Below are 25,453 nucleotides of genomic sequence, written 5' to 3'. Positions count from 1 at the left end.
GATACGGGTCGCTACTTGATTTTTGATAACTACAAAATTTTTGATAACCACAAATTAAATTGATTGATAACCGGATGATTATCATTCAATTTTCTGTCTTTTTTAGCTGTAAATTTTCGAGACCCGCTATAATGGATATATCTACCAAACGGTTCTATCTCATGCTGTAGCGAAAAAGCACCGTATAAGAATTGAGCTTGAACATCCAATATGTCGATTAAAACACGAATCCTGATTTCAGTTCTTCTTTTAGAGCTACTTGGGTATGGTGTCATCGTTCTGATCCAAAGTCATCGCTCAGAAGAAGCGGTACAGGAACTCCGTGAGCTACAGGTTGAACAGGTCGTGCGGGCAAACCTTACCCTGCTTGAATCAATGGCAATGCAAATGGAACGGAATGTTCAAGATCTCAGTCTTGCAGGTGGCTTACTTTATAAGCTGGTTAAAGATGGGTATAGCAAAGAAAAAATATCGGAAAAATCAAAAACAATTCTCGTCGAAAACTTTGAATCTTTTCCAGAAAGTATTGGTGGCGGACTCTGGTACGAACCCTATACGCTGTTTAAAGAAGAAATCTTTTATGGGCCTTATGCATATTGGCATGATGGGGATGTGAAGTTTAGTTGGGACTTAAATACACCCACCTATAACTATCACCAGCAATCCTGGTATCAACTTGCGCTTCCACCGGATTGGGATCGAACAAAACCAAGACCCCAAACTGTCTACTGGACCCCACCTTATTATGATGAAGCGGGATCTTTCGCATTGATGATGACAGTTAACGCCATTATTTATGGACCAGAAAATCAAATCGTCGGCTTGGCCACTGTTGACTGGGCATTGGACCGAATGACATCGATGGTTGAAATGAATCAGGTAACCCCCAATGCACAGAGCTTTATCATTGATACGAGAAGCAAAAAATTCGTCAGTTATACCCTTGACCCCGGCAGGGTCATGAGTCCAGTTGCTAATAACTCCTGGGAAAACCATGTATTGAAAGAAGCTTTCACGCAGCGAATGCATCACTTGGATGTCGAAGTCAATCGTACCCAACAGCACATTTATTTTCAGCGCTCTAGAAATGGGTTGATTTATGGTGTGATGGTTCCTGAATCAGATATGTTTGGTGAGGTCTGGGAGTCAACACGAACAGTTCTGGGGCTTGGGATCCTGATTAGCTTAGGCTTTATTGGGATCATGATGCTGTTGCTACGGCTACTATTTAAACCATTTACTCAGATCTTAAAGCGTATTCAACAATCCATCGAAATTGACGAAGCCAGTCACCATATTGAAGTTCGTCCCATCCCTTACACTGACCACGATGAGTTCGAACCTTTGATTGATGCGCTCAACAATGTGTATAGCCGCGTGAATACGCATACTCACGAGATAGAAGCATCAAATGAAGAGCTGCTGGAAAAACAACATGAATTCGAAGAGAAAAATCACACTCTCGAAGAATGTGTGAAAGAACGTACTCAGGCACTCCAAGAAAAAACACAACAATGTAATGAGTCGAATGCAACACTGACACGTGTCCAAAAAGAAATGATGAATATGGAGAAACATGCAGCACTTGGTCAGTTGGTTGCTGGCGTCGCCCACGAAATCAATACACCACTCGGGGTCGGCGTCACAGCAACCAGTTATTTAAAATTGGAATACGATAAAGTCAGAAAACTCTTTGATGAAAAAAGCCTTTCCACGAGTAAGTTCAAAGTTTTCCTTGATCAGGCGCACGACAGCATCAATATTATCGAAACCAATCTAGAACGCGCAACGGAACTCATCTCTCAGTTTAAGCAAGTTGCTGTCGACCAATCCAGTGAAAGCATGCGCTGCTTCGAAATGAAAACCTATGTGCAGTCTGTCATCAACTCCTTAATGCCAGAGTGGAAGCATCGGCCTGTCAATATCCAGATAACAGGCGATGATGATGATATTATTGTGACAACTTGCCCTGGTGCAATTGGACAAGTCCTTTCTAACTTTGTGATGAATTCACTGAAACATGGGTATAGCAAAGATGAAGATGGCCAGATTCAGATTGACCTGAGACAACAAGATGGCACCGTGACTATGACATACTCAGATAATGGGCACGGGATGTCGCAAGATACAATCAAACGACTCTTTGAGCCTTTCTTTACAACGGCTAGAGATAAGGGAGGAAGTGGATTAGGCATGCATATCGTCTACAACCAAATTGCACAAAAATTACAGGGAACAATCAACGTAGAAAGTGAATTAGAACAGGGAGTGACTTTTCAGGTTATATTCCCAGCTCATTTACAGGAAGAAGCACCACAGTTGAATAAATCCATCGAAGATCAAAGAGAATCAGGAAAAGATATATAACAAACTGCCGTGCAGGACGGCAGCAGACTCGGCATCAACAACTTATACCAGTTGCAATGCGACAAATACGATCAACCCAGCAACCGCAAAAAAGTAATACTCAACTTTCTCGACCATTGCTTTTTCTTGATTTTGTTCATTGACCGTAATGCCCATAAAAAAGCATGAAACGGCAATAATCAATGCATAAATTACAAGGTTTGACCAAACAGCATCAGATAAAAACTGAAACACATGCCCACTCATGTTATTTTCCTTTATCACACCTAATTGAGGCCTGCGATTAGCCTAGATTAGGAAAATTTTCTAACTTCAATGGCGGCGTATACTATCACTATTCAATATTGAACAAAATACCTATCTCGCCTATCCACTTGAAAACACGAACGCGACTTCAAAACAAGAAGTCCTCCTTATATTAAAGCGCAAAATCTGCAACTTTTCGTTGATCTCAAACTTTCCATGCAGCTTTTTTCTAAACATAAGCTGTTATTGAAAAAGAGCGGAGAAGGATCATATTTTTTCACAATACGCATGGATGACACGATTACACCAAAAAATAACTTAAATATTGCCAACGTACTCTTTTAGTTTACTAAGGTCTTGATCAATTTTTCCCTGAAACTCAACCACCATTTTCTCTAAAATTTCCCATTGGGGCTCTTCTGTCATCTCGAATTCCTTTGCTTGTTTCTGGACCCCTTGCAAACCTACAGAACCTGCAGCACCTTTTAATTTATGCGCAGATGATTGGAAATCTTCCAAGTTTTTATAAGCGATGGCTTCGAATAGTTTATTTAAGTAGTTCGGGATCAACTGTTCAAACAAGGCAATACTCTTTTGGAAAGCATCCAGCCCCAATGCATCAACATATTCATTAATGGTTTCTTCATCTAGTTGAGATAATTTTTTAGATGGCGAAGGTAATGGTGCTGTTGCTACATTATTTCTTGCTTGTCGGATATCATCTCCAAACAAGCTATATAGCGCTTTATCCAACTTCCGCGTACTAATTGGCTTTGCTAGGGCACCGTCAATATGAATACCTTCTAAGTCTTCTTCTGCCTTTCTCACGTTTGCAGTCAATGCTACGACTGGGATCATCGCCAAGCGTTCATCCCCGCGAATGTGGACGGCAATATCTCGGCCATGCATATCAGGTAGCTGCATATCTAATAACACTAATTCAATATCATCTTCTGTTTCTAGAAGAGCAATTGCATCTTCACCAGTCTCAGCCCAAACAACATCATGCCCTCTTTGTTCAAGCAAGCTAATCGCAATTTGCGCATTTAGCGGAACATCTTCAACAAGAAGAATATTCAACTTCTTACTATCATAGCTTTGCTTATCAGGCGCTTGAGAACGAGTTACTGGGATCTGAACAATAAAGGTACTGCCTTCGCCTACTTTACTATCCAGCTCAATATTCCCACCCATCGCTTCGGCAAGCGACTTCGATACAGCAAGACCGATACCCGATCCCAGTGCTGTGATTTTTCTGCCTTGAGATGCCTTGTAATACATACCGAAAACTTTGCTTTTATCTGTTTCAGATATACCGATCCCTGTATCAGAAACTTTGAAGGTGATTTGGTATTGGTCATCGTTATCTGTCGGAACTTCGCATTCAGCCACTAATGTTATCCGTCCCTTTGAGGTAAATTTCACGGCATTGTTGATCAAGTTCCACAGGATTTGACGGACGCGTGTCGGATCAATAAAGAAGTATTCGTCAAAGTCACCCTTGCGGCGCAGCACAAATTGTAGCTCTTTTTGCTGGGAAAGCAGTGCACCAAAGTTATAGACATCATTCACGAATTCATCGAGATGAACAGACTCTTGTGATATCTCAAGTTCATTTCGATCAACCTTATCCAAATCAATGATATCATTGAAAATATTACCAAGTGTTTCTGCGCTGGAGAATATGGTATGTGCCCAACTTCGTTGTTGCTCTGATAGCTCAGAATCCAGAACCATCCGGGTGAGACCGACGATACCATTCAATGGTGTTCTTAACTCATGACTGAGCGTTGCAATAAATTTACCTTTATCCTGATACGCTTTTTCCAGCGCCTGCTCAGCCAATTTACGCGCAGTGATATCCCGACCAAAACCAAGCAATCCAATATTCTTGCCATGCTTGTCATAAAAAGGAACTTTCAGCATTTCATACCAGTGAACCTCACCAGACGGTGTCATATACTCAACATCCAAAGTGAGTTCAGATTGGCTCGTAACCACCTCTTGGTCGGTCAGCATAGACGTTGGTACAGCATCTCCCTGAAAAACCTCAGACGGTGTTTTTCCGATCAGTTCTTCAGACTTTTTCCCCATCAGAATTTCAAACATTTTATTACACCCAGCAAATAGGCCATTTTCATCGCGGTAGTAAAATAAGTCTGGGGAACTATCAACAATCGAACGAAGTAAGACACTTTGCTCTTCAAATTCTTTCTGTGTTTTTCGTCTCTCTGCGATTTCTCGCCGTAGTTCATCGATCGCACGGCGCTTGGCTTCAAATGCTTTTTTTCGTTCTTCGATTTCGTAATTGAGGCGTCGAATATTATCTTGCAAACTTTGGTTGAGTAGTTTTTCTTGATGCGATGAGTCCATCAGATGACTTACAGAGGCATCCAGTTCTGCAATAAAGTAGACCACCAAATAAATCAGCGTTGGGGCACCAATCGCGGTTAAGAACAGCATCCCTGTCACATCAAACCATCGAACGGCCCCATGGACGATAAAGGAATAGATAATTGAGAACAGAAGCGTAATTGAAAGGGTAAATAAATAGGTAAGAACGCTGGAGCGAACAATCCCCCAGCGTGCTATAAAGTGGGCAAATGTTTTTGCCCAAGGACTTAATTTGTATTTCGCCATTGATCTGGTTTCGTTACCACTTCCCGAAAATGGCCTCTATTCTAGAACCCTAAGAAGTTTATGGACAGATCAATTGCGAAATCTCGATAAGAACAAGCGGCTAATGGACGTCCGCCTACAGAAACCTTACCAGAACGAGATATACTCTTACGCTCTTTTTTCAATTTAATTACAACCTGCTCGTCAAGTGCCGTCGACTTCGCTGTTGCTACACGTGCAGCGGTTGTACAAAGCATGTTCGCAAGTCTCTGATAGTTTGCCTGTTCAAACACACGTCCACTCTTAAGGATCGGACTTTGGCGACTGTTCACACTAAATTTGGTTGAAGCAAAACGTGTCACCAATTTTTTATCTCGAAGCATTCCCACATCGTTGTGTGTGAGGTAATGCGTCATCATGTTTTGAACTTGTAACGCTTCTTCCAGTGTCTCATCCGCCTGTGTTTTCGTGTTATCAATGATATAGACTCCCCCCTCTCCCATGACTTTAAAAGAGACCGGAACACGCGGGTCATTATTGTCCTTTACTAGAAGCGCGGTTCGTTCATCAATACCAAAACTATAGGTCTGTTGTGTTTCGATACTCAGACGAATCATACGCCCTTGACGGCTATTTTGAGAGACTTTTGTATCAACCGCTCCCCATCTGAATAGTCCAAGTCCACCTTCGGATAAATAAGTTAAGTCAGTCGGATAAGCAACACATTCCTCACCTGAACTGATACATACGCGGTCACCATAATTCAGCAATTGGCCGCCATTCATCAACGCATTATGACTTAAACCGCTCTGAATCATCGGGACATCATTAAATAAGCCTGCGCCACCACCAAGTACAATCGCACCAGCATCATCACCAGCAACAACAAGCTTACCTTCTGAAGTTAATTTACGAACTTCATTCGCAAACTGCCCACCCATACTGGTATGAACGGCAAAGGTTTGTGTAGTTAATGTTAGATCCTCACCTGCGATAAATATTGCGTCTGCACCTTGCAAGGTACTCATCAAACGTCCCTGCGCTTTACAGAATGCAACTTGCTGTTTTGCAAGGTCTGGGAAAACCTCTTCTCTTCTAAATCGGCTGGTGACCTGACGACGAAATTCATGGATGTTATCACATGCGGCACCACCGCCTTGCTTCCAAGCAAGTTGCACAGCTGCATCTAATGGCAACCACTCAGCCGACACATCCAATTGATTCAGGACCTCTAACCAAGCTCTTACATTCGCAAAAGTATCTGTGTAGCCTGCTGAGACAAAGAGTACTTTTGCCTTACCTCCTGCCACTTTACGTGCTAATTTTGCAAAACGTTTCAAGATCACAATGCTGCCTCTGTGGCGACTTTTATCGAGAGCCACTTCGACTTTTCTGTCTTTTGCAGCTGGGACAAGCTCAATTGCATCAAGGATCAGGTTTCGTTCAGAGACTGACAGCTTGTTGTAGATTTCTCGACCGGAATACCATACACCATCAACTTCGATTTCCGAGCGTTTCCACATTCGAGCAAGTTCTCGGGCCGTCATGGATTCTTGTGCAGCACGTGCAGCGAGGTACTCAAGAACTTTATGCACTTGAACTCGAGCGTTTTCTCTGCCTTGCCAAAGAGAAGGGTTGGTCGCCATTGCTATGGAGTCTTGCGATAAGCGAAATGCACGACCCTTATAAACATTGTTTTTAAAAAGGCTCTTACGGGCACTGCGAATACAGTAGTAGGAAGCATCGCTTCGACAAAAATCGAGACCACCACCAGAGAGCATTACGTTGTAATGCTCATCATTATTCTCGGCTTTCGCTACCATGGATCCACAGATAACCGAAATACCTAAAATTATCCATTTACAAGCATGTTTCATGTTTATCTCAAGCCTACAAGCATGTACAAATAGCCATCAGACTATATTGTTATTTGACGTACCTGATACACATAATACCATTGCACGACCGTTAAACACACTTTAACTCGTACAGAGTTAAAGACCGCAAAAAAACTCTAAGTTATTCAATCTCTACAGTTTCCTTTCGCCATCATAACACGGAAAAACCCATTCTGTTACATAAACCTTACAATGGCCCACTGAAGACATTCAATGGTCTAACAAAAAATAGTAAAAAACGATTGAAATGCTTTGAAAGGCAACAATTCGGTTGGATAAATTCCCCTCATCCAAAAGAATGTTTCTTTCACTCGTCTTTTTTCTTTTTGTATTACCTGAATAAAAGGTTAGACATTAGATCGAGTTTTACAAAACAAATTGTGTTAAAATGTGGCTCGTTTGTTTTGCTCAAAATCACATAGACTAAGTTTGCAAGGTGGGATCTTAATGCCAACAACTATGCCGGACATCGCTAATTTTGCGACAGCGAATACAGAAGGTACGCTAGATTGGGTCGGAATGAGCCATATCGAATTACCAATTAATGTTACTTTTGATGATTCGCGTTCGAGGGCTGTCCACGCCAATGTCGAAGCGTTTGTTAATCTGAAAGAGCCAATGGCCAAAGGCATTCATATGTCTCGGCTGTATCTATTACTCGACAAGCTCTCTGTAGAACAACAACTTTCCTATAGCAGCATATCTGAGCTTCTAGACAACTTCATTACAAGTCATCAGGACTTAAGTGATGCAGCCTATGTGAAGTTTCAGTTTGATAGTCATTTGCGAAGAAAATCATTACTCAGCGATAATGAGGGTTGGAAAGCATACCCGACCACGTTAACAGCAATGATTAAGGGTGGTGAAAAAACGCTAGAACTCAGCGTATCTATCCCATATTCATCGACTTGCCCATGTTCTGCGGCACTTGCAAGGCAACTCATTCAGAATCAATTTGAAGCAACATTCCTGGAGTCCGAGCAGCTCAATTTTGATGCTGTCCATCAATGGTTAGGCTCCACCAAAGGGATTGTCGCGACACCACATAGCCAGCGCTCAGTTGCTGAGTTAAAGTTGAAACTCAGCTCGAAGGCAACAACATTTCCAATCATCGCACTCATCGACCATATTGAAGAAACACTACAAACGCCTGTGCAAACAGCAGTAAAGCGGATTGATGAACAGGAATTTGCTCGTCTCAATGGGCAAAACCTGATGTTCTGTGAAGATGCAGCACGTAAATTAAAATATGCACTGAACCAATTCCCAGAAGCAGCTGACTTTTGGGTCAGAATCAATCATTACGAATCTCTTCATCCACATGATGCTGTAAGTGTTGTCACCAAAGGCATCGAAGGCGGATATACGGCTTACTAGCCTCTATCATTTTCAAATAAGTTGTAGGCCATATGTGGCCTACAAAACTTTTTAATATCCCCGCTTCTCACTGAACGCTCTTGCATAGCCTCATCTCGAACATCTTGCATAAATACAGCTCGCATAAATACCCATGTTCTATTCAACTTTTCAATCATCACAATTTCTGACTACCTGAGACCTGATATAGCTATTTCATGACTTTTTTGTGTTAACTCACGTAATATTTCAAGATCAACTACACTTAAACTAGCGTTTGACCTGTCTATAAATCTTAGTTATCTTCTGACTTTTCATTCATCACAAAAGAATAAAAATTCAAACACTGCGTGGAGGAAGAATTGATGGCGCTTTATCATTCTCGGGACAGTAAAGACAATTGTGGGTTTGGGCTAATTGCCCATATGCAGGGTGATGCAAGCCATAAAGTGATCCGAACCGCAGTCCACGCCCTCAACAGGCTACAACACCGTGGCGGCATTGCAGCTGACGGTAAAACAGGCGATGGTTGCGGCTTGCTATTACAAAAGCCTGACTCTTTTTTTCGAACAATTGCAGAAGAAAAAGGCTGGAACCTGGGGCGTAAATATGCAGTTGGGATGTTTTTCTTCAACCCAGATAAAGAAAAGCAAGAACATGCCCGGCAAATTATCGAAGAAGAACTCCAAAAAGAAACACTCACTATCATCGGCTGGCGTTTAGTTCCAATAAATTCAGATATATTGGGAGAAATTGCAAAATCCTCGCTCCCTGTCATTGAACAATTATTTGTGAATGCACAACCAGGCTGGCGTAAGAAAGACCTAGAACGAAGACTTTATATTGCCAGACGCCGAATTGAAAAACGGATCACCAATGACCCTGTTTTTTACATCCCATCGCTGTCTTGCTTGGTCACTGTGTACAAAGCACTGACATTGGCGGAAGACTTCGCCAATTTTTACAAGGACTTGTCAGATATCCGTATGGAAAGTGCGATTGCACTATTCCATCAGCGGTTTTCAACAAATACATTGCCCCAATGGTCCCTCGCTCAACCTTTTCGCTATCTAGCCCACAATGGAGAAATTAATACAATCACAGGTAACCGCGCTTGGGCAAGAGCGAGAACTTACAAATTTGCATCTCCATTGCTGCCAGATCTTGCAGATGCTGCTCCGTACGTGAACGAAGATGGCTCAGACTCTTCAGCATTGGATAATATGTTGGAGCTATTCCTGGCAGGAGGGATGGACTTATTCCGTGCCATGCGTCTATTAGTCCCACCAGCATGGGAAAACAACCATATCATGGATGCAGAGGTCAGAGCATTCTACGAATTTAACTCAATGCATATGGAGCCATGGGATGGTCCAGCAGGAATCGTCATGACCAATGGACGTCACGCTTCCTGTAATTTGGATAGAAATGGCTTACGTCCTGCACGCTATGTGATCACAAAAGACAATCTGATCACAATTGCCTCAGAAGTCGGAATTTGGGACTACTCCCCTGATGAAGTTGAATCAAAGGGACGTATTGCTCCGGGTGAAATGCTCGCTGTTGATACCTACACGGGCAAATTGTGGTCATCGAGAGATATTGATGATGACTTAAAATCCCGTTTGCCCTACCGTGATTGGCTCAATGAAAATACGCGTCGACTGATCCCATTTCATAAAATGAAAACGCCAGCAATTGGTCAACCTTTGTTTTCAGATGAGTTGATGCTGGTATTTCATAAACTATTTCAATATTCAACCGAAGAAATCGTTCAGTCCATTGTTGTACTTGGTGAAAATGGACAGGAAGCAGTCGGCTCAATGGGAGATGATACGCCGATGGCTGCTTTTTCCCTAAAACCGCGCGCTATCTATGACTACTTCCGCCAACTATTTGCTCAAGTTACGAATCCAGCAATTGATCCTTTACGAGAAAAACACGTGATGTCATTAGGGATCTGTATTGGACGTGAACAAAACGTATTTAATGAAACATCTGGCTATGCCGATCGTGTTTTACTCGACTCTCCAGTCCTCACTTATTCTGATTTGAAACAGCTCAAAGAGTTTGATGAAAAGCATTATGCTGCGGTGACTTTTAGTTTGAATTACAACGAAGATATTTCTCTACAACAAGCAATAGAAAACCTGACTCAAAGTGTTGTTCGCTCGGTTCAGCAGTTTCATACCGTCATCATTATTTTATCTGATCGAGATATCCACCCAAATAAGCGCCCTATACCTGCACCATTTGCTGTCGGGGCTGTTCAAAAAGCCTTGAGTGAGCATAATCTTCGTTGTGACACGAACATTGTGATTGAAACCGCATCCTGCCGAAATCCACACCATTGTGCTGTCTTGCTAGGCCTTGGTGCCACAGCAGTTTATCCTTATCTCGCCTACGAAACTCTAGAGCAACTCGTCAGAGAGAAAAAACTGTCGCATAGCGCCAAAGCATGCATTACCAATTTCAGAAATGGTCTGAACAAAGGCATTCTCAAAATCATGTCCAAAATGGGCATTTCTACAATTGCTAGCTACCGTTGTTCCCAATTATTTGAGGTCGTAGGGATCCATCAGCACATTGTCGAATTATGTTTTCCTGGACTGAAGTCACGTATTCAGGGGCACGATTTTACAGACTTTCAACAGCAATTGGATCGTGCAAGTCGTTTCGCTTGGAATCCTCGAAAAGCGATTTCACATGGAGGTTTATTAAAGTATGTCCATGGCGGTGAAGAACATGCTTACCACCCAGGTATCGTGCAAAGCCTACAAAAATTTGTCCACAGCAACGACATCAAAGACTATCTATCATTCTCGACAATGGTTCATGATCGCCCGATTTCTCATATTCGTGATTGTTTTCATCTCAAATCAAACATTTCTGAAATTCCTATTGATGAAGTAGAACCTGAGAATTCATTCTATCCTCGATTTGATACAGCTGCGATGTCAATCGGTGCGCTCAGCCCAGAAGCACATGAGGCGCTAGCCATTGCGATGAACACACTTGGTGGGCAATCCAACTCAGGGGAAGGTGGAGAAGACCCAGCTCGGTTTAACTCACTCAAAAACTCGAAAATCAAGCAAGTCGCCTCTGGACGATTTGGTGTAACCGCATACTACTTGATGCATGCTGAGGTCATCCAAATTAAAGTAGCACAAGGGGCTAAACCTGGAGAAGGCGGTCAACTTCCAGGTGATAAAGCAACCCCGGAAATCGCAAGATTACGTTTCTCAGTCCCAGGGGTTACATTGATTTCACCACCGCCCCATCATGATATTTATTCGATTGAAGACTTGGCACAACTGATTTTCGATCTCAAGCAGCTGAATCCCAACGCATTGATTTCTGTCAAACTCGTCTCTGAACCTGGTATTGGAACAATTGCAGCTGGTGTTGCGAAAGCACATGCCGATCTCATCACCGTCTCAGGTTATGATGGTGGTACAGGGGCGAGCCCTTTAACCTCTGTAAAGTATGCAGGTTCTCCATGGGAGTTAGGCCTTGCTGAGGTGCATCATGCACTGGTCGATAATGGGCTACGTCATAAAGTGAAAGTCCAAGTTGACGGTGGCTTGAAAACAGGGCTGGATGTTGTCAAAGCAGCTATCCTGGGTGCTGAAAGTTTTGGGTTTGGTACAGGACCAATGGTTGCCCTTGGATGTAAGTACTTACGTATTTGCCACCTCAATAATTGTGCGACAGGTGTTGCAACACAAGATAAAACACTGCGGGATAAACACTTTCATGGCTTACCTGAAATGGTGATCCGCTACTTCCAAGCACTTGCCCATGAAGTTCGAGAAATCATGGCTTCGCTTGGTATCGCGAAACTCACTGATTTAATTGGGCGAGTTGACTTGCTTGAGCCCGATCAAGCTTTAAGCCATCATTTAAAGAATTTTAACTTCGAGCCAATGCTACTATCTTCAAGTGTTCAGAGTTCAAATGCACTATTCCACTGTGCACCAAATGTACCACGTGACCTAGGTGCATTAAACCAGAAGATGCTCCAAGACTGTTTACCTGCACTCCAGTCACAGTCCGGTGGTATATTCCGCTACACCATCCGAAATACGGATAGAAGTATTGGTGCCACACTTTCAGGGGCAATCGCCAAACAATTCGGGCAATCAGGACTTAACCAACATCCCGTTCATATCCATTTTACGGGGACCGCAGGCCAATGCTTCGGTGTTTGGAATGTTCCGGGGCTTAACCTCCATTTAACCGGAGATTGTAATGATTATGTCGGAAAAGGGATGAGTGGTGGAAAACTCTCAATTCATCCTCCAAAAGGCGTTTCATTTCAAACGAATGCTTCTGCAATCATCGGCAATACCTGTTTATATGGAGCAACAGGTGGAAGCCTTTTTGCCGCAGGTTGTGCCGGAGAACGTTTTGCAGTCAGGAATTCAGGGGCAACCGCAGTTGTTGAAGGCGTCGGAGATAATGCTTGTGAATATATGACCGGTGGTACAGTCGTTATTTTAGGTGAAGTTGGAAACAACTTTGGCGCAGGAATGACAGGCGGGATGGTTTTTATTTTTGACCCGCTTGATCAGCTTGGGGACAAATTAAACACAGAACTTGTCGACATGCACGTTCTCAACCAAGGCGCACTTGCTGAGCACTTACAACAACTTATTCAGCAGCATATCACTGAAACAGAAAGTGACTATGCAAGTCACTTATTAACGAACTTCTTAAAAAACCTGTCTCATTTCCGTCTTGTCAAACCCAAAGGGGTTGAAATGAGCGCTTTGCTCCAGCACCCAGATGCTGCGCATGACAAAATTCAGGTTCGACTGGTGTAGGGGGAACGGATGACAGAACATGTATTTCAATTTTTAGAAGTTGGGCGCAATGACCCGAAAAAAAAATCACTGCGCAGTCGTAAAATTGACTTCGTTGAAATTTACCAACCTTACGGTAGTAAACAAGCTGCAACCCAAGCAAAACGATGTCTTGACTGCGGTAACCCTTATTGTGAGTGGAAATGTCCTGTCCATAATTTTATTCCGCAGTGGCTTAAGCTAGCGGAAGAAGGACGGATCATTGAAGCCGCTGAGCTTTCTCATAAAACCAATAGCTTACCTGAAGTTTGTGGTCGCGTTTGTCCACAAGATAGGCTATGCGAAGGTGCATGCACACTCAATGATGACTTTGGCGCAGTCACAATAGGAAGTATCGAAAAATTCATCACAGATAAAGCTTTCGAAATGGGCTGGCGTCCAGATCTTTCTCATGTTGTGAAAACAGATAAAAAAGTCGCTGTCATTGGTGCAGGCCCTGCCGGTCTTGCATGTGCGGATGTACTCATCCGCAATGGTGTGCAACCAATTGTTTATGATCGTCACCCAGAAATTGGTGGATTGCTCACTTTCGGTATCCCTTCATTTAAATTGGAAAAGCAGGTGATCCAAAAACGCAGAGAAATTTTTGAAGAAATGGGAATCGAATTTCGTCTCTCGACAGAAGTAGGAAAAGACATCCCGTTCCAGGCATTGCTTGATCAACATGATGCCGCTTTCCTTGGCTTAGGCACCTATCAATACGTGAAAGGCAATTTTGATAAAGCAGATATCAAAGGCATTTATGATGCGTTGCCTTATCTCATCCAAAACACAAAATCCCTGATGGGTATTCCCTGCCACTCCCCAAAAATTGATCTCAAAGGAAAGCGCGTAGTTGTTTTAGGTGGCGGTGACACTGCGATGGATTGTGTCCGGACTGCGGTGCGACAAGGTGCAACATCAATTCAATGTGCATATCGACGTGATGAATCCAATATGCCAGGCTCAAAACGAGAAGTTCAAAATGCAAAAGAAGAAGGGGTTGAGTTTATTTGGAATGTTCAACCCATTGAATTTATCTCGGATCAGAAGGAACAAATTCTCGGCGTAAAATGCATGAAAACTGAACTCGGTCCCCCGGATAATTCTGGCCGTAGACGCCCACAACAAATTGAAGGCTCAGAACATGTTCTCAAAGCGGATGCTGTCATTCTCGCATTTGGTTTTGTTGGCGAAGCATTTCCTTGGTTAGAAGAAGCTGGTGTCCAGTTCAACCACTGGCAACTCATCGAAGCAAATGAACAAAGTTCGCTCCCTCTACAAACCTCAAACCCTAAAGTGTTTGCTGGGGGGGATATGGTTCGCGGTGCAGACTTGGTCGTTACTGCAATTGCTCAGGGCAGGCTCGCTGCACAAGGCATCTTAGATTATCTGGAAGTGTAATCCCATGACAAAAATAAGCGCTGAAGCCATTTCGGTTATCATCCAACATGGCTTCCAAAAACATATTCAAATTATTCATGAAATCACGGAAGGTGCGAAGAAGCGTTTCGAACAAGCAGACTGGGCAGGTGTGCAAGATGCCAATGCCAAACGGATTTCATTCTATGATGAACGTGTGAAAGAAACCATTTTGCAATTGAAAGACAGACTAAACACACAACATCATGACACTTTACCCCTTGATCCATTGCGTTGGATGTCCGTCAAAAAGAACTATATTTGCTACCTTGAACATCATCCACAGGCAGAACTGGCAGAAACTTTCTTTAACTCAGTCTTTTGCCACCTCTTTCATCGTCAGTATTTCAATAATGATTTTATTTTTGTTCGAACAACGTTGGAATACCACCTTCCTGTACCAGAAAACAGAATTTTTACCCGTACAGAACTTGCAAATATAGGTTTAAAAAACGCTATTTGTGATCTTTTAAATCGATTTGAGTTTACAGTCCCATTTGAAGATTTAGATAGAGATATTCGCCGAGTAATTGGTGCATTTCAGCAGCATACACCCGTATCACAGCATGATCTCACAGCACTCCATATCGATACCTTAAACATGGCATTTTACCGTAATAAAGCTGCTTATATTGTTGGTCGCGTGGTCACACCAACTGGAAAACAGCCCTTTATTCTTCCCATCCTCAACAATGAACAAACGGGCCTCTATGTTGATGCTTTGATTTTGGATCGTAACGAAATGACCTGTATCTTTGGTTATTCTCGGTCTTATTTTTTCGCAAAAACTGAGACACCATCAGCGGTGGTTCGATTTTTACAGGAGCTGCTCCCCCATAAAACACTCGCAGAACTTTATTCTACGATTGGGTTTCATAAACAGGGAAAAACTGAGTTTTATCGTGAATTCTTACAACAGCTGGCACAGTCGAATGACCGCTTTATTCGCGCACCCGGGATCAAAGGGATGGTAATGGAAGTCTTCACCCTTCCCTCTTTTCCTTATGTATTTAAAGTCATTAAGGACAAGTTTTCACCAACAAAAGACTTCTCCCGTAAAACCGTTAAAGATCGTTACTTTCTAGTCAAAAAACACGACCGAGTTGGTCGAATGGCTGATACTTTAGAGTATTCAGAAGCAGCATTCCCAAAAGACCGATTTGCACCAGAACTATTAGAAGCGCTTCAGGAGACCATACCAAAATCTATCGAAATAACAGACTCATTAGTTGTCATCAAACACCTTTACATTGAAAGGCGGATGATTCCACTCAACATCTATCTAGAATACGCAACAGATCAAGAAGTCGAAGATGCAATCAACGACTATGGCCTTGCACTAAAAGAAATGATCGCAGCAAATATCTTTCCTGGAGATATGTTACTCAAAAACTTCGGCGTAACACGCCATAAACGGGTTGTGTTTTATGATTATGATGAAGTGCAGTATTTACTTGATGTCAATTTTAGAAAAATCCCAGAACCTCGCTATCCAGAGGATGAACTGGCCGACGAGCCTTGGTACTCCATTGCTCCCGGCGATGTATTTCCAGAACAAATCACAACATTTGTCACAACAGTACCCAAAATTCGTCAGCTCTTGCTCCAATATCACCCTGAGCTAATGGATGCATGCTTTTGGCAACAAAAACAGCAGAATATTCGGGAACATATCTTTGAAGATATCTTTCCTTATCCGCAAAATAGGCGATTTAGATCTGAAGATGAAAAGTCACGGGACCGTCGTTAATCAGATGTACTTTCATATCTGCACCATAACGTCCCGTTTGGATCACTATATCTTTTGACTTGGCGAGTTCTACAAAATGATCATACAGTGCTTTTCCATGCTCTGGAGAAGCTCCCCTGGAAAATCCAGGGCGGTTTCCTTTGCTGGTATCTGCAACCAACGTAAATTGAGAAACAATCAATAGCTGACCACCAGCCTGTTGAATGTTCAGGTTCATCTTCCCTTGATCATCTGGGAAAATACGATAATTCAAAACCTTTTCCAGCATGCGCTTTGCTTTTACTTCATCATCATCTCGTTCAACCCCAAGCAAAAGCAAGATGCCCGCATCAATCGCACCAACTGTTTCTTCACTGACAACAACTTTTGCCTGCTGCACACGCTGAATTAAACCAATCACAACTTATCCTCTTTTAAAAAGTCCGCCATCAGATCTGATGCTCGACATAAGGCATCTGCGATAGCGGGTTCGATAGAAGCATGCCCTGCTGCGGGCACAATCTGCAACTTACCATTGTCCCAGGCATTCGACAACTGATAAGCATTTTCCAACTTACAAACAACGTCATATCGGCCATGAATGATAAAACCAGGGATCTGTTGGATCGCGTTAATATGATCGAGGATATAATTTTCTTCTAAAAAGCATTGGTGCTTAAAGTAATGACACTCAATTCTGGAAAGGCTCAAAGCGAGATGCGGGTCACCAAAATATTCTTCAACATTTGGTTTTAAGTGTAATGTTGAAATTCGTCCTTCCCATATTGCCCAACGCTTCGCGGCAGATAGTCGTTTCACTTCATCTGCATTCGTGAGTGTATCGTAGTATGACTCGATGATGTCATCCGTTGGTTGAAGCTTTTTTATAAAATCTTGATAATATTCAGGGAAAATTTGTGCTGCACCACCATCTGGATAATACAACCAGCGGATATCTTCCTTTCTTCCTAAAAAGATCCCTCGCAAGATCAAGCCCAAGACTTTTCCAGGATGAGAAATCGCGTAACACAGTGCTAACGTTGTTCCCCAAGAACCTCCAGCTACTACCCATTGCTCCACACCGAGATACTGACGTACCTTTTCAATATCTTTCACAAGCGTCCACGTTGTATTTTCTTCTAGACTGGCATGTGGTGTCGACCGACCCGCCCCCCTCTGATCAAATAAAATCATCCGATAGCGCTCAGGATCATAAAAACATCGGTGACCTGCATTGGAACCACCTCCAGGACCGCCATGGAGAAAAAGAAGGGGGATACCATCAGGATTACCAGACTCCTCGATATATAAGGTATGAATTGAGTCAACAGAGAGCTCATAAGTTTGATTCGGTTGTATGAGTGGGTACAATCCCCGCATTCGCTTTATCCTCGCTTCTTGTGGTGTTTTGAACTTTCTTGAAGCATGGCAGTTAGTTCAGCACCTAAGAGTACGACTAACCAAGACAAATAAACCCAGACAAAGAGTATGGGTATCGTTGCCAAAGCACCGTAAATCGCTTCATACGATGGAAAGTGTTTGATATAAAATGCAAATCCTTGTTTTGCTAACTCAAATAAAAATGCGCTGAGTACCGCCCCCCAAAACGCGTGTCTGCCACGGATCGGCTGGTTGGGTACAATCATAAAGACCATCCAAAAAGCCAAAACAGATACGATATAGGGCAGAACATTGAGTATGGTCGCCTTCAAGCCAGAAATATATGCATCAGCGAATGCAGTCGCAGATACTAAATATGAAGTCATTGCTAGACTGGCTCCAATTAAAACAGGGCCAAGTGTTAATGCCATCCAGTACACAGAAAATGAAATCACAACTCGGCGTTTCGCCTGAGTTCGCCATATGCGATTTAATGTCTTATCAATATTGTAGATCAGAAGCAACGCAAACAGCATGAGGAAGACGATCCCCACAGAAGTCATTTTGGTGGCATTTTCCACAAATTCTGAAATATGTGTTTGGACAACATCCCCTGAAGCAGGTAAAAAGTTGTTATAAATATAATTCTCTATCTCTGCCTTCTTTGAACGAAAGGCTGGAAAAGCAGAGAAGATTGAAAACATAACCAGTATAAGGGGGACTATGGATAGCAGGGTGATGTAGGACAAATACCCAGCTGTCATTGTCAAATTATCAGACTCACAGCGCTTAATATAATAGATGAACCAATACCTGGCTAAGCGCCACTTTTGTTTTAGTTTCCTTTGAATGCGATTCATATCCATCTGTTGTAACAAGCGAAACTCCTTCATGTGGAAAATTGTATCAACTGAATGTTCCAAACGGTATAATCCGTCCATGCATCCATTTTTATCACACCAAAACAAAATGACTTACTATAAATATACGTTAATTCTATTTTTATCTTTCATTCTTTTTGGTTGCCAGCAAGTTTACTACAACACATTAGAAAAAGTCGGCATCCATAAGCGGGACATTTTGGTTGATCGGATTGAGCAAGTGCAGGAAGCTCAAAAAGAATCCCAAGAAGAATTCCAATCAGCACTTGAGCAACTGTCCGGGTTAATTGCCTTTGAAGGTGGAGAGTTAGAAGCATTCTATGAAAAACTCAAAGGTGAATATGACGATGCAAAACAAGCCGCAGGCGTCGTAACAAAACGGATTAATTCAGTTGAACAAGTTGCTGAAGATCTGTTCGAAGAATGGGAAGAAGAGCTTGGACAGTATCGTAATGCAACCTTAAGAAGCAAAAGCCAGCAAAAGCTCAATACGACAAAACGTCGTTTCAAAAAATTATTAAAAGGCATGCGAAAGTCTGAAAAATCAATGCAGCCTGTATTAACAGCTTTGAACGATCAAACACTATATTTAAAACATAATTTGAATGCGCAGGCCATTGGTGCGATTAAGGGCGAATTTAAAAAGCTCAAAACGGACATTAATACATTGATTCGCTCGATGAATCACTCAATACAGGAAGCGAGTACCTTTATCTCGGAAATCGAGAAATAAGGTACTTGGATAGTGAGTCCATTCAAATTTCCGGAAGAAGAGTAACATGGCCACTTCACTTATTCAGTCAAGGGGAGAAGACTTCCCCTTGAGCTTGATTAATCAATCGCTTTTAGACCTTCAATGATTAACTGTTCTTTCTGAGATTTTCTGAGTTTTTTAATCTTCGCTTCCAATTGACTCGCTTCACTTCGCGTCCCTACAGCCTCAAAAAAAACCAAATCTAGCGGCATCTTTCCACGAAGTGACTTTGCTCCTTTTCCTTGTTGATGCTGCAAAAATCGTTTTTGAACATCATTAGAGATCCCACAATAGAGACAATGATGTTTATCTCGAATCAAATAAACAGACCATACGGATGACATGAATAACTTCCATAAATTAAATTTAGTTCTTTATTATCATTGACTTCCCATCCACTTCCGAAGAACCTGAGAGAGCGAAAGTCATGATTCTAAATAAATTTCGCATATAGATTGGTAGCGTGTCGTCTTCCTGCCCTTTCGAAAAACAGACTGCCTGAGGATTATCAATGAAACATATTTTAGTATGCTTGTCATTGTTACTTAGTTTGAATACCACTGCTTTTGCGATGGATGTTCAAGACATTAAACCCCACACACCTTCTAAAGCACCTTGGAGTGAACAATGGTTTTACTATTTAAGTGATCCAGAAGTCGGCTACTACAAGATCAGCTTTCAAACCTATATTCAAGGTAACTCCCCCAACATGAAAGAAGCGGCTTACATTCATGTTGCATTTGCACCAATAGATGGTCCCCCAAAATTCTACGACTACTTTTTTGATGAAGTACAGCTCGTCACCAATGAAGATCCCGACTCTGAGTCATTTCAATTCGTTGTACCGGATGTAATGTATGCCGATGAGCATCAAGTCTCCATTAATTTACCAGAGTTTGAGTTTTCTATGCAGTGGACGGGGGCACATAAGCGGTATTGGCAGCGATTATTTAATCCAGGAGAAGGACCATTTGGCTCAATTTCATCCCTCCCTTTCATGGATAATCGCTGGTTCATCTACAGTATGGGCACACCTACCGAGTATCAATTCTCAAACGGGCAAGTGTCTCATCAAGGAAAAGGCGTCGTTTCCATTGATAAGGGCTGGTATACCACAGTCAACGCACAAAGCTTCATTTATCTCTTTGCAGCAGATGAAAACATGCAATTAATGTTTACAGGTGCACAACCACAAGGAATACCAATAGAGTTATGGGCAGGCCGGTATATTTCTGAAAATCTAGATCTCACTTTCTACCCCGCGATAAAAGGACTCAGTATCTCCCATGAAGCGAACGCATGTGAAGGCACATTCCACCTCGAAATACGCAAGCTGTTTTATCGTATCGAAATTGATGCAAAAGCCCCGATGGACTCCTTCTATATTTCAACGATGCCAACCGTAGACTTACTTGGCGCAACTGATCCCGTCATGAAATCAATGACCGCGACGATGAAACTCAAAGTTTACAAATTTGGTCAGCTGATTGAAGAAAAGGAAATTCCTCAGTCCTTCTTAGAATTTGGGGATAAAGAATATTGCACAAGTCTACCTCATTAATTAGCTTCAAACAGCGTAGTGATCACTGCGCTGTTTGATTTTCTTCATGAAATGCTGCCAAGGTTAATCGCTCTGCAACCTGATAGAGAATGATTGGCTGTTTTGGTGAAAATACAGCCTGCTGCGTATTCTCGGGAAGACCATTGACAGGCATACATCTCTCCTTCCCAAGTCGAAAAATCTGGGTTTTTTCTGTTTGTCGATGTTGGGTTTGCAAGATCACATAATTGCCATCGTAGGAGAAACTTGGCTTCGCTTTTAATTCTCCTTTCAACGGACAATTCGCAGTTCTATCTGCTAGCTCTCCCCCTTTGAGGGACCATACGTTCAACATATTTTTCGTGATCGTGTATAGTAGACGACCTTTCGTAAAATACGCTTCATCAAGTTGCATAATACTTGCATCTAATTCAGCGAGCGTTTCTGTCTCATCTTCAGGAAAGTTCCAGCGAATGAGCGTTTTGCCTTGAGCCACTAAAGCAATACCTTGATGTTCCAGTAACCATAATGCACCATGAATTTCATCTGATGTAAAAAATCCTCCTTCCTTTCTTTTTGCCATGAGCCGATGATCCCGTTGTCGCCAAACATGTACCCAGGTATCTTTTCCAAACATACTTGAGACTTCCCCTGTCGTCAGCGCATATAAGCTACCATAGGATAGCGTATACTGCCTGGAATAAATCAATGATGATGGATCAACATTGAGTTGATTGAATTTTGTTGCATCAAGCACTTTCATCCCAACACCAAAGGTTTCAACACCACTTTTGACAGCAAGTGGCGGATAGGTCATTGGTTTTAATCGTTCTTGGGAAATATGTTGTTTTGAAAAAGAAACTTGCGTCAATAAGTTCGTTAAATCTAACGCATAAGCGAAATGATTAGTGACTTCAATCTGTTTCGTCGAAGCCTTTCCTAGTGGGACAGACCAAATTGGCTTTCCTTTTTGGTGAATGTATAGTTGATTCGTTAAAGTTTCTATCGCGACATGCGTTTGACCATCGGGTGAAAATTGAATATGTTCCAGAGGATGCTGAAACTGTTGCTGTGCAATTGTCTTTAACTCAAGCGCATTCAAGTGGCCACCCAAGAATCCAATAAGCAAAAATATGATCTTCTTCATTTATAATGCTGCCACATAACCAAAATAGAACTTCAATAACTCACCCAAAGTTAATACTTTACGGCGATTTGCCAAATGGAGTGGTAAACGTCCCTGCTCCAGGCCCCAAGTCGCAACATGAAGGCTGACAGGCTCATCCATCATCTCTTCAAGCTCTGACACCTGATAATTCGTGATCAGTTTGTTTTTCACAAGAATGTGGCTTGTAAGCACCACCCAGTGATTCGGGAACAATTTGGCTTTCTTAGGCAAATGGATCACTTTCGAAGAAATGAATAAATTGACATAGTGATTTCCCTGGAAGAGACGCTGTGCCTGCTGAAGGTTCTCTAAAGAACCATTCAAAACGATATTTGTCTGATTTCTTACACCAGAAAATCCAGTCTTATAAAACCATGCAGCAAGATCAACCGGCATAGTGATCCCAGCCGTACCATCTCTTGGCCCGTTAAAGTCAAAAAAGTTATTTGTTGCATCTCTTAGGCTTGCCAAGGCAATCCAATCCGCTGCTCTCGTGTCATCTGAAGATACGCGTGCAGTCAAACAAGCTTTTGAAGGTTTGACGGCTAAGTTACCTAACTCCGCCTCGCCATGCGTCCAAAGATCTAAAACATACTTCACATACTCATCTGGTTTTTTTGATACCAAACAAAAGAAATATGCATTTGGCCCACACAAGTAGGCTTCTCTTTGATCAATAATCCAAGGGAATACCACACGCTTTCGAAGCTGCTCTGCAAAATCACGATGAGAGATATTCAACCCTGTAAACTGACAGGCTGGTTTTTTTTGTAAAAACTGATTAATTTGGAGCTGGTAAGGTTGAATGAAAGTTGACAGAGGGGCTACGGCTAAAACGCTCACGGTTTGATTCCTTTTCGATAACAATTCGCATCCATGCTACAGACACTTGATTTAATGTCAATTTTTCAAGAATTTTTCTTGTTTTAGAGCCATCCTTGGCCGACTAAAGTATGATTTTTAACAGTGACGAGCTGCTTTAGCAGCATCAACCATCACTTGGAGTGCCGCTCTACACTGCTCCCAATTTCGAGTTTTTAAACCACAATCTGGATTCACCCATAGCCTTTCATCTGGAAATGTTTCTCTCAACCGATTGAGTCGTGCAATTAACGGCGCTATCTCAGGAATATTTGGTGAATGGATATCATAGATCCCTGGGCCAATTTCATTGAGTGCTTGTAAGCCTTCAGTCTTCTTAAACCACTTCGCATCACCACGCGCAGACTCAATTGTGATCACATCAGCATCCAAAGCAAGGATGGCGGAAATAATGTCATCAAACTGGGAATAACACATATGCGTATGGATCTGAGTCTCATCCTTGGCGCCTCCTGTCGCAATGTGAAATGCATGAACAGCCCAAGCTAAATATGCTTTCCATTGAGAATGCTTTAAAGGAAGCCCCTCTCGAAATGCAGGCTCATCCACCTGAATGATCTGAGCACCAGCTTTTTCCAAGTCTTGGATTTCTTTTCTCAATACCTTCGCAATCTGAAAAGCGATCTGTTCTTTTGGAATATCTTCTCGATAAAAAGACCAGCTCAGGATCGTGACTGGCCCTGTGAGCATTCCTTTCACAGGTTTTTGGGTTAGTGATTGTGCATAAGCATACCAGTCCGTTGTCATGGACGAGTTGGATATAATCTCATCATAGATAATCGGTGGTTTTACACATCGTGTACCATAACTTTGTACCCATCCTCCTTCGCTAAAGGTGATCCCTTCCATCTTCTGTGCAAAAAACTCAACCATATCGTTTCGTTCTGCTTCTCCATGTACCAACACATCCAATCCAAGTTGTTCTTGTTCTTGGATGCAATTTGCCACTTCTGATTTCAGTTTTGCTTGATAGGTCTCATCAGAGATCTCTTCTCTGCGCCACTGACGGCGAATTTCTCGAATTGTTTTTGTTTGTGGAAAGGAGCCAATGGTTGTGGTAGGAAATAAAGGCAAATCCAACTTCGCTTTTTGTTGGATGGTCCGGATACGATAAGGCGAACGAAGAAAAGCATCTTCTCTCAAACTTAACGCTTCTTGTGCATATGGTAAATCAATCGATGGCGATGCAGTGATCCGAGACGCTGAGTTTAATTTCGCTTTTATCTCCTTTAATTCCTGACATTTTTGTGTCGCAAAAGCTAGATTTGCTCGAATGTCTGGCGCCAACTGCGTTTCTCCATCAATATCAATCGGCACATGAAGTAAAGAGCAAGATGGTGCAAGCCAAAATTTATCAGATCGCTCTTTTGAAATATTTGAAAGCCCAGCAACTCTTTTATCTTGATCTGTTCGCCAGATATTTCGTCCATTCACGACACCACAAGAGAGCACCCAAGATTTTGGAATGGCTTCATGATATTGCGCAATATCGACTGACTCAGAAACGAGGTCAATATGAAGACCTTCAATTGCAAATGATTGGATCAGTGATAGATGGTGAGAAATATCTCCAAAATATGTCGCCAGTAAGATATTCAGATTTGAATCGGCGAAGGATTGATAGACCAACTTGAGACTATCACACCATTCTTTTTCCAATTCGAGCGCAAGAATTGGTTCATCCAGTTGCACCCAAGTGACACCTGAATCAGCAATTGCATTCAGTAATAACTGGTAAGACTCTATCAGTGCTGGCAATACAGAGAGTTTTTCTTCTGTGCGCCCAGCATAATCAGCAAGCCATAAATAAGTCACAGGTCCAAGAAGTACAGGCTTGACTTGATGTCCTTGTTCCACTGCTTCTTTGATCTCCCCCAGAAGCTTTTGGGGATTGAGTTCAAAGACCTGATCTTCTTGGATCTCAGGAACAATATAGTGATAGTTGGTATTCCACCACTTAGTCATTCGACAAGCTTTTGTCGTTTTCCCAGAGGGACTGGTGCCTCTGGCCATTAAAAACTGTAAATCAAAACGCTCTGCTATCAATGGCTGAAAGCGAGATGGGATCACACCAAGCAGTATCGATGTGTCCAATACATGATCATAAAAAGAAAAGTCTCCAACAGGAAGTAGTTCAATCCCTTGCTCTGCTTGAATTCGCCAGCTTTCTGCACGAATGGACTTGCCCTCTTTGAGTAGTGCTTCTTGTGTGATTTCTCCGCGCCAATATTTTTCAGTCGCGAATTTTAGTGCTCGTTTCTTTCCAATACGTGGAAAACCCAATGTATGAATTGTCATAAGAACCCTCTTTTGGACGTCTAGATGTTTACACATCCAAATTTAACATCTATGCTGGAAACTGCTTTG

17 protein-coding genes are annotated in these 25,453 nt (G+C 42.3%); 7 read left to right on the top strand and 10 right to left on the bottom strand.

From position 1 onward, the window contains the following. Positions 1-210 precede the first annotated feature (210 nt). Positions 211-2,367: an ATP-binding protein gene (locus tag C505_RS23670; protein ID WP_018692851.1), complete on the top strand. Its 2,157-nt coding sequence runs from the start codon at positions 211-213 to the stop codon at positions 2,365-2,367. 42 nt (positions 2,368-2,409) lie between these two features. On the opposite strand, the gene C505_RS0111975 is transcribed toward C505_RS23670, so the two are convergent. The 3 genes from C505_RS0111975 to C505_RS0111965 all read right to left on the bottom strand — a co-directional run bounded on the left by C505_RS0111975 (position 2,410) and on the right by C505_RS0111965 (position 7,055). After that, positions 2,410-2,613 carry a hypothetical protein gene (locus C505_RS0111975; RefSeq protein ID WP_018692850.1) on the bottom strand — a complete coding sequence of 68 codons (204 nt, stop codon included), beginning with the start codon at positions 2,611-2,613 and terminating at the stop codon, positions 2,410-2,412. 318 nt (positions 2,614-2,931) lie between these two features. Continuing rightward, the gene (locus C505_RS0111970; RefSeq protein ID WP_018692849.1) at positions 2,932-5,253 is read right to left on the bottom strand and encodes an ATP-binding protein; all 2,322 of its coding nucleotides are present in this window, start codon (positions 5,251-5,253) and stop codon (positions 2,932-2,934) included. Between the two features lie 41 nt (positions 5,254-5,294). Next, positions 5,295-7,055 (bottom strand): type 1 glutamine amidotransferase family protein, encoded by a 1,761-nt coding sequence (locus C505_RS0111965; RefSeq protein ID WP_157369000.1) that lies wholly within the window; start codon positions 7,053-7,055, stop codon positions 5,295-5,297. A gap of 522 nt (positions 7,056-7,577) precedes the next feature. On the opposite strand from C505_RS0111965, the gene folE2 reads away from it, so the two are divergent. The 4 genes from folE2 (at position 7,578) to aceK (ending at position 16,502) form a co-directional block, all read left to right on the top strand. Then, the gene (folE2, locus tag C505_RS0111960; RefSeq protein ID WP_018692847.1) at positions 7,578-8,507 is read left to right on the top strand and encodes a GTP cyclohydrolase FolE2; all 930 of its coding nucleotides are present in this window, start codon (positions 7,578-7,580) and stop codon (positions 8,505-8,507) included. 344 nt (positions 8,508-8,851) lie between these two features. Beyond that, complete coding sequence (gltB, locus tag C505_RS0111950; protein WP_018692845.1) at positions 8,852-13,312, top strand: glutamate synthase large subunit; 4,461 nt, start codon at positions 8,852-8,854, stop codon at positions 13,310-13,312. A 9-nt stretch (positions 13,313-13,321) separates the two neighbouring features. Then, positions 13,322-14,734, top strand: a complete 1,413-nt coding sequence (locus tag C505_RS24665) for an FAD-dependent oxidoreductase (RefSeq protein ID WP_018692844.1) — start codon at positions 13,322-13,324, stop codon at positions 14,732-14,734. A gap of 4 nt (positions 14,735-14,738) precedes the next feature. Next, positions 14,739-16,502 (top strand): bifunctional isocitrate dehydrogenase kinase/phosphatase, encoded by a 1,764-nt coding sequence (gene aceK / locus C505_RS0111940; protein ID WP_018692843.1) that lies wholly within the window; start codon positions 14,739-14,741, stop codon positions 16,500-16,502. Here aceK and dtd read toward each other — a convergent pair. From dtd to C505_RS0111925, 3 genes are read right to left on the bottom strand one after another with little or no spacing between them, the layout of a single operon-like run. Beyond that, on the bottom strand, positions 16,465-16,902 hold the full coding sequence (dtd, locus tag C505_RS0111935; RefSeq protein ID WP_018692842.1) for a D-aminoacyl-tRNA deacylase: 438 nt from the start codon (positions 16,900-16,902) through the stop codon (positions 16,465-16,467). The two genes, aceK and dtd, sit on opposite strands and share 38 nt — an antisense overlap. Then, complete coding sequence (pip, locus tag C505_RS0111930) at positions 16,899-17,861, bottom strand: prolyl aminopeptidase (protein ID WP_018692841.1); 963 nt, start codon at positions 17,859-17,861, stop codon at positions 16,899-16,901. Before pip ends, dtd begins: the two co-directional genes overlap by 4 nt. 5 nt (positions 17,862-17,866) lie before the next feature. Beyond that, entirely contained in the window at positions 17,867-18,739 is an 873-nt protein-coding gene (locus C505_RS0111925; protein WP_245556360.1) for a virulence factor BrkB family protein, read from the bottom strand. A gap of 91 nt (positions 18,740-18,830) precedes the next feature. Here C505_RS0111925 and C505_RS0111920 point away from each other — a divergent pair, with 91 nt between their 5' ends. After that, positions 18,831-19,475, top strand: coding sequence for a DUF2959 domain-containing protein (locus C505_RS0111920; RefSeq protein ID WP_026317920.1), 645 nt, complete (start codon positions 18,831-18,833; stop codon positions 19,473-19,475). Positions 19,476-19,573: 98 nt separating this feature from the next. Here the strand turns inward: C505_RS0111920 and C505_RS0111915 are convergent, their stop codons facing one another. Then, positions 19,574-19,840 (bottom strand): GIY-YIG nuclease family protein, encoded by a 267-nt coding sequence (locus C505_RS0111915; protein ID WP_018692838.1) that lies wholly within the window; start codon positions 19,838-19,840, stop codon positions 19,574-19,576. A gap of 167 nt (positions 19,841-20,007) precedes the next feature. Here C505_RS0111915 and C505_RS0111910 point away from each other — a divergent pair, with 167 nt between their 5' ends. After that, on the top strand, positions 20,008-21,057 hold the full coding sequence (locus C505_RS0111910) for a hypothetical protein (protein WP_018692837.1): 1,050 nt from the start codon (positions 20,008-20,010) through the stop codon (positions 21,055-21,057). A 22-nt stretch (positions 21,058-21,079) separates the two neighbouring features. Here the strand turns inward: C505_RS0111910 and C505_RS0111905 are convergent, their stop codons facing one another. The 3 genes from C505_RS0111905 to metE all read right to left on the bottom strand — a co-directional run bounded on the left by C505_RS0111905 (position 21,080) and on the right by metE (position 25,384). Next, on the bottom strand, positions 21,080-22,183 hold the full coding sequence (locus C505_RS0111905) for a hypothetical protein (protein WP_018692836.1): 1,104 nt from the start codon (positions 22,181-22,183) through the stop codon (positions 21,080-21,082). Further along, positions 22,184-23,047 (bottom strand): hypothetical protein, encoded by an 864-nt coding sequence (locus tag C505_RS23665; protein ID WP_018692835.1) that lies wholly within the window; start codon positions 23,045-23,047, stop codon positions 22,184-22,186. Between the two features lie 117 nt (positions 23,048-23,164). Next, positions 23,165-25,384: a 5-methyltetrahydropteroyltriglutamate--homocysteine S-methyltransferase gene (gene metE / locus C505_RS0111895; RefSeq protein ID WP_018692834.1), complete on the bottom strand. Its 2,220-nt coding sequence runs from the start codon at positions 25,382-25,384 to the stop codon at positions 23,165-23,167. Positions 25,385-25,453: the final 69 nt, after the last annotated feature.

The organism is Algicola sagamiensis DSM 14643, from assembly GCF_000374485.1.
Taxonomy (GTDB): Bacteria; Pseudomonadota; Gammaproteobacteria; order Enterobacterales; family Alteromonadaceae; genus Algicola; species Algicola sagamiensis.
This window is presented reverse-complemented; position numbering and strand designations above follow the sequence as displayed.

Coding starts and splice junctions, on each gene's coding strand:
- C505_RS23670 (WP_018692851.1), top strand. CDS start 211: ATGTCGATTAAAACACGAATCCTGATTTCAGTTCTTCTTTTAGAGCTA.
- C505_RS0111975 (WP_018692850.1), bottom strand. CDS start 2,613: ATGAGTGGGCATGTGTTTCAGTTTTTATCTGATGCTGTTTGGTCAAAC.
- C505_RS0111970 (WP_018692849.1), bottom strand. CDS start 5,253: ATGGCGAAATACAAATTAAGTCCTTGGGCAAAAACATTTGCCCACTTT.
- C505_RS0111965 (WP_157369000.1), bottom strand. CDS start 7,055: ATGGTAGCGAAAGCCGAGAATAATGATGAGCATTACAACGTAATGCTC.
- folE2 (WP_018692847.1), top strand. CDS start 7,578: ATGCCAACAACTATGCCGGACATCGCTAATTTTGCGACAGCGAATACA.
- gltB (WP_018692845.1), top strand. CDS start 8,852: ATGGCGCTTTATCATTCTCGGGACAGTAAAGACAATTGTGGGTTTGGG.
- C505_RS24665 (WP_018692844.1), top strand. CDS start 13,322: ATGACAGAACATGTATTTCAATTTTTAGAAGTTGGGCGCAATGACCCG.
- aceK (WP_018692843.1), top strand. CDS start 14,739: ATGACAAAAATAAGCGCTGAAGCCATTTCGGTTATCATCCAACATGGC.
- pip (WP_018692841.1), bottom strand. CDS start 17,861: ATGCGGGGATTGTACCCACTCATACAACCGAATCAAACTTATGAGCTC.
- C505_RS0111920 (WP_026317920.1), top strand. CDS start 18,831: ATGACTTACTATAAATATACGTTAATTCTATTTTTATCTTTCATTCTT.
- C505_RS0111915 (WP_018692838.1), bottom strand. CDS start 19,840: ATGTCATCCGTATGGTCTGTTTATTTGATTCGAGATAAACATCATTGT.
- C505_RS0111910 (WP_018692837.1), top strand. CDS start 20,008: ATGAAACATATTTTAGTATGCTTGTCATTGTTACTTAGTTTGAATACC.
- C505_RS0111905 (WP_018692836.1), bottom strand. CDS start 22,183: ATGAAGAAGATCATATTTTTGCTTATTGGATTCTTGGGTGGCCACTTG.
- metE (WP_018692834.1), bottom strand. CDS start 25,384: ATGACAATTCATACATTGGGTTTTCCACGTATTGGAAAGAAACGAGCA.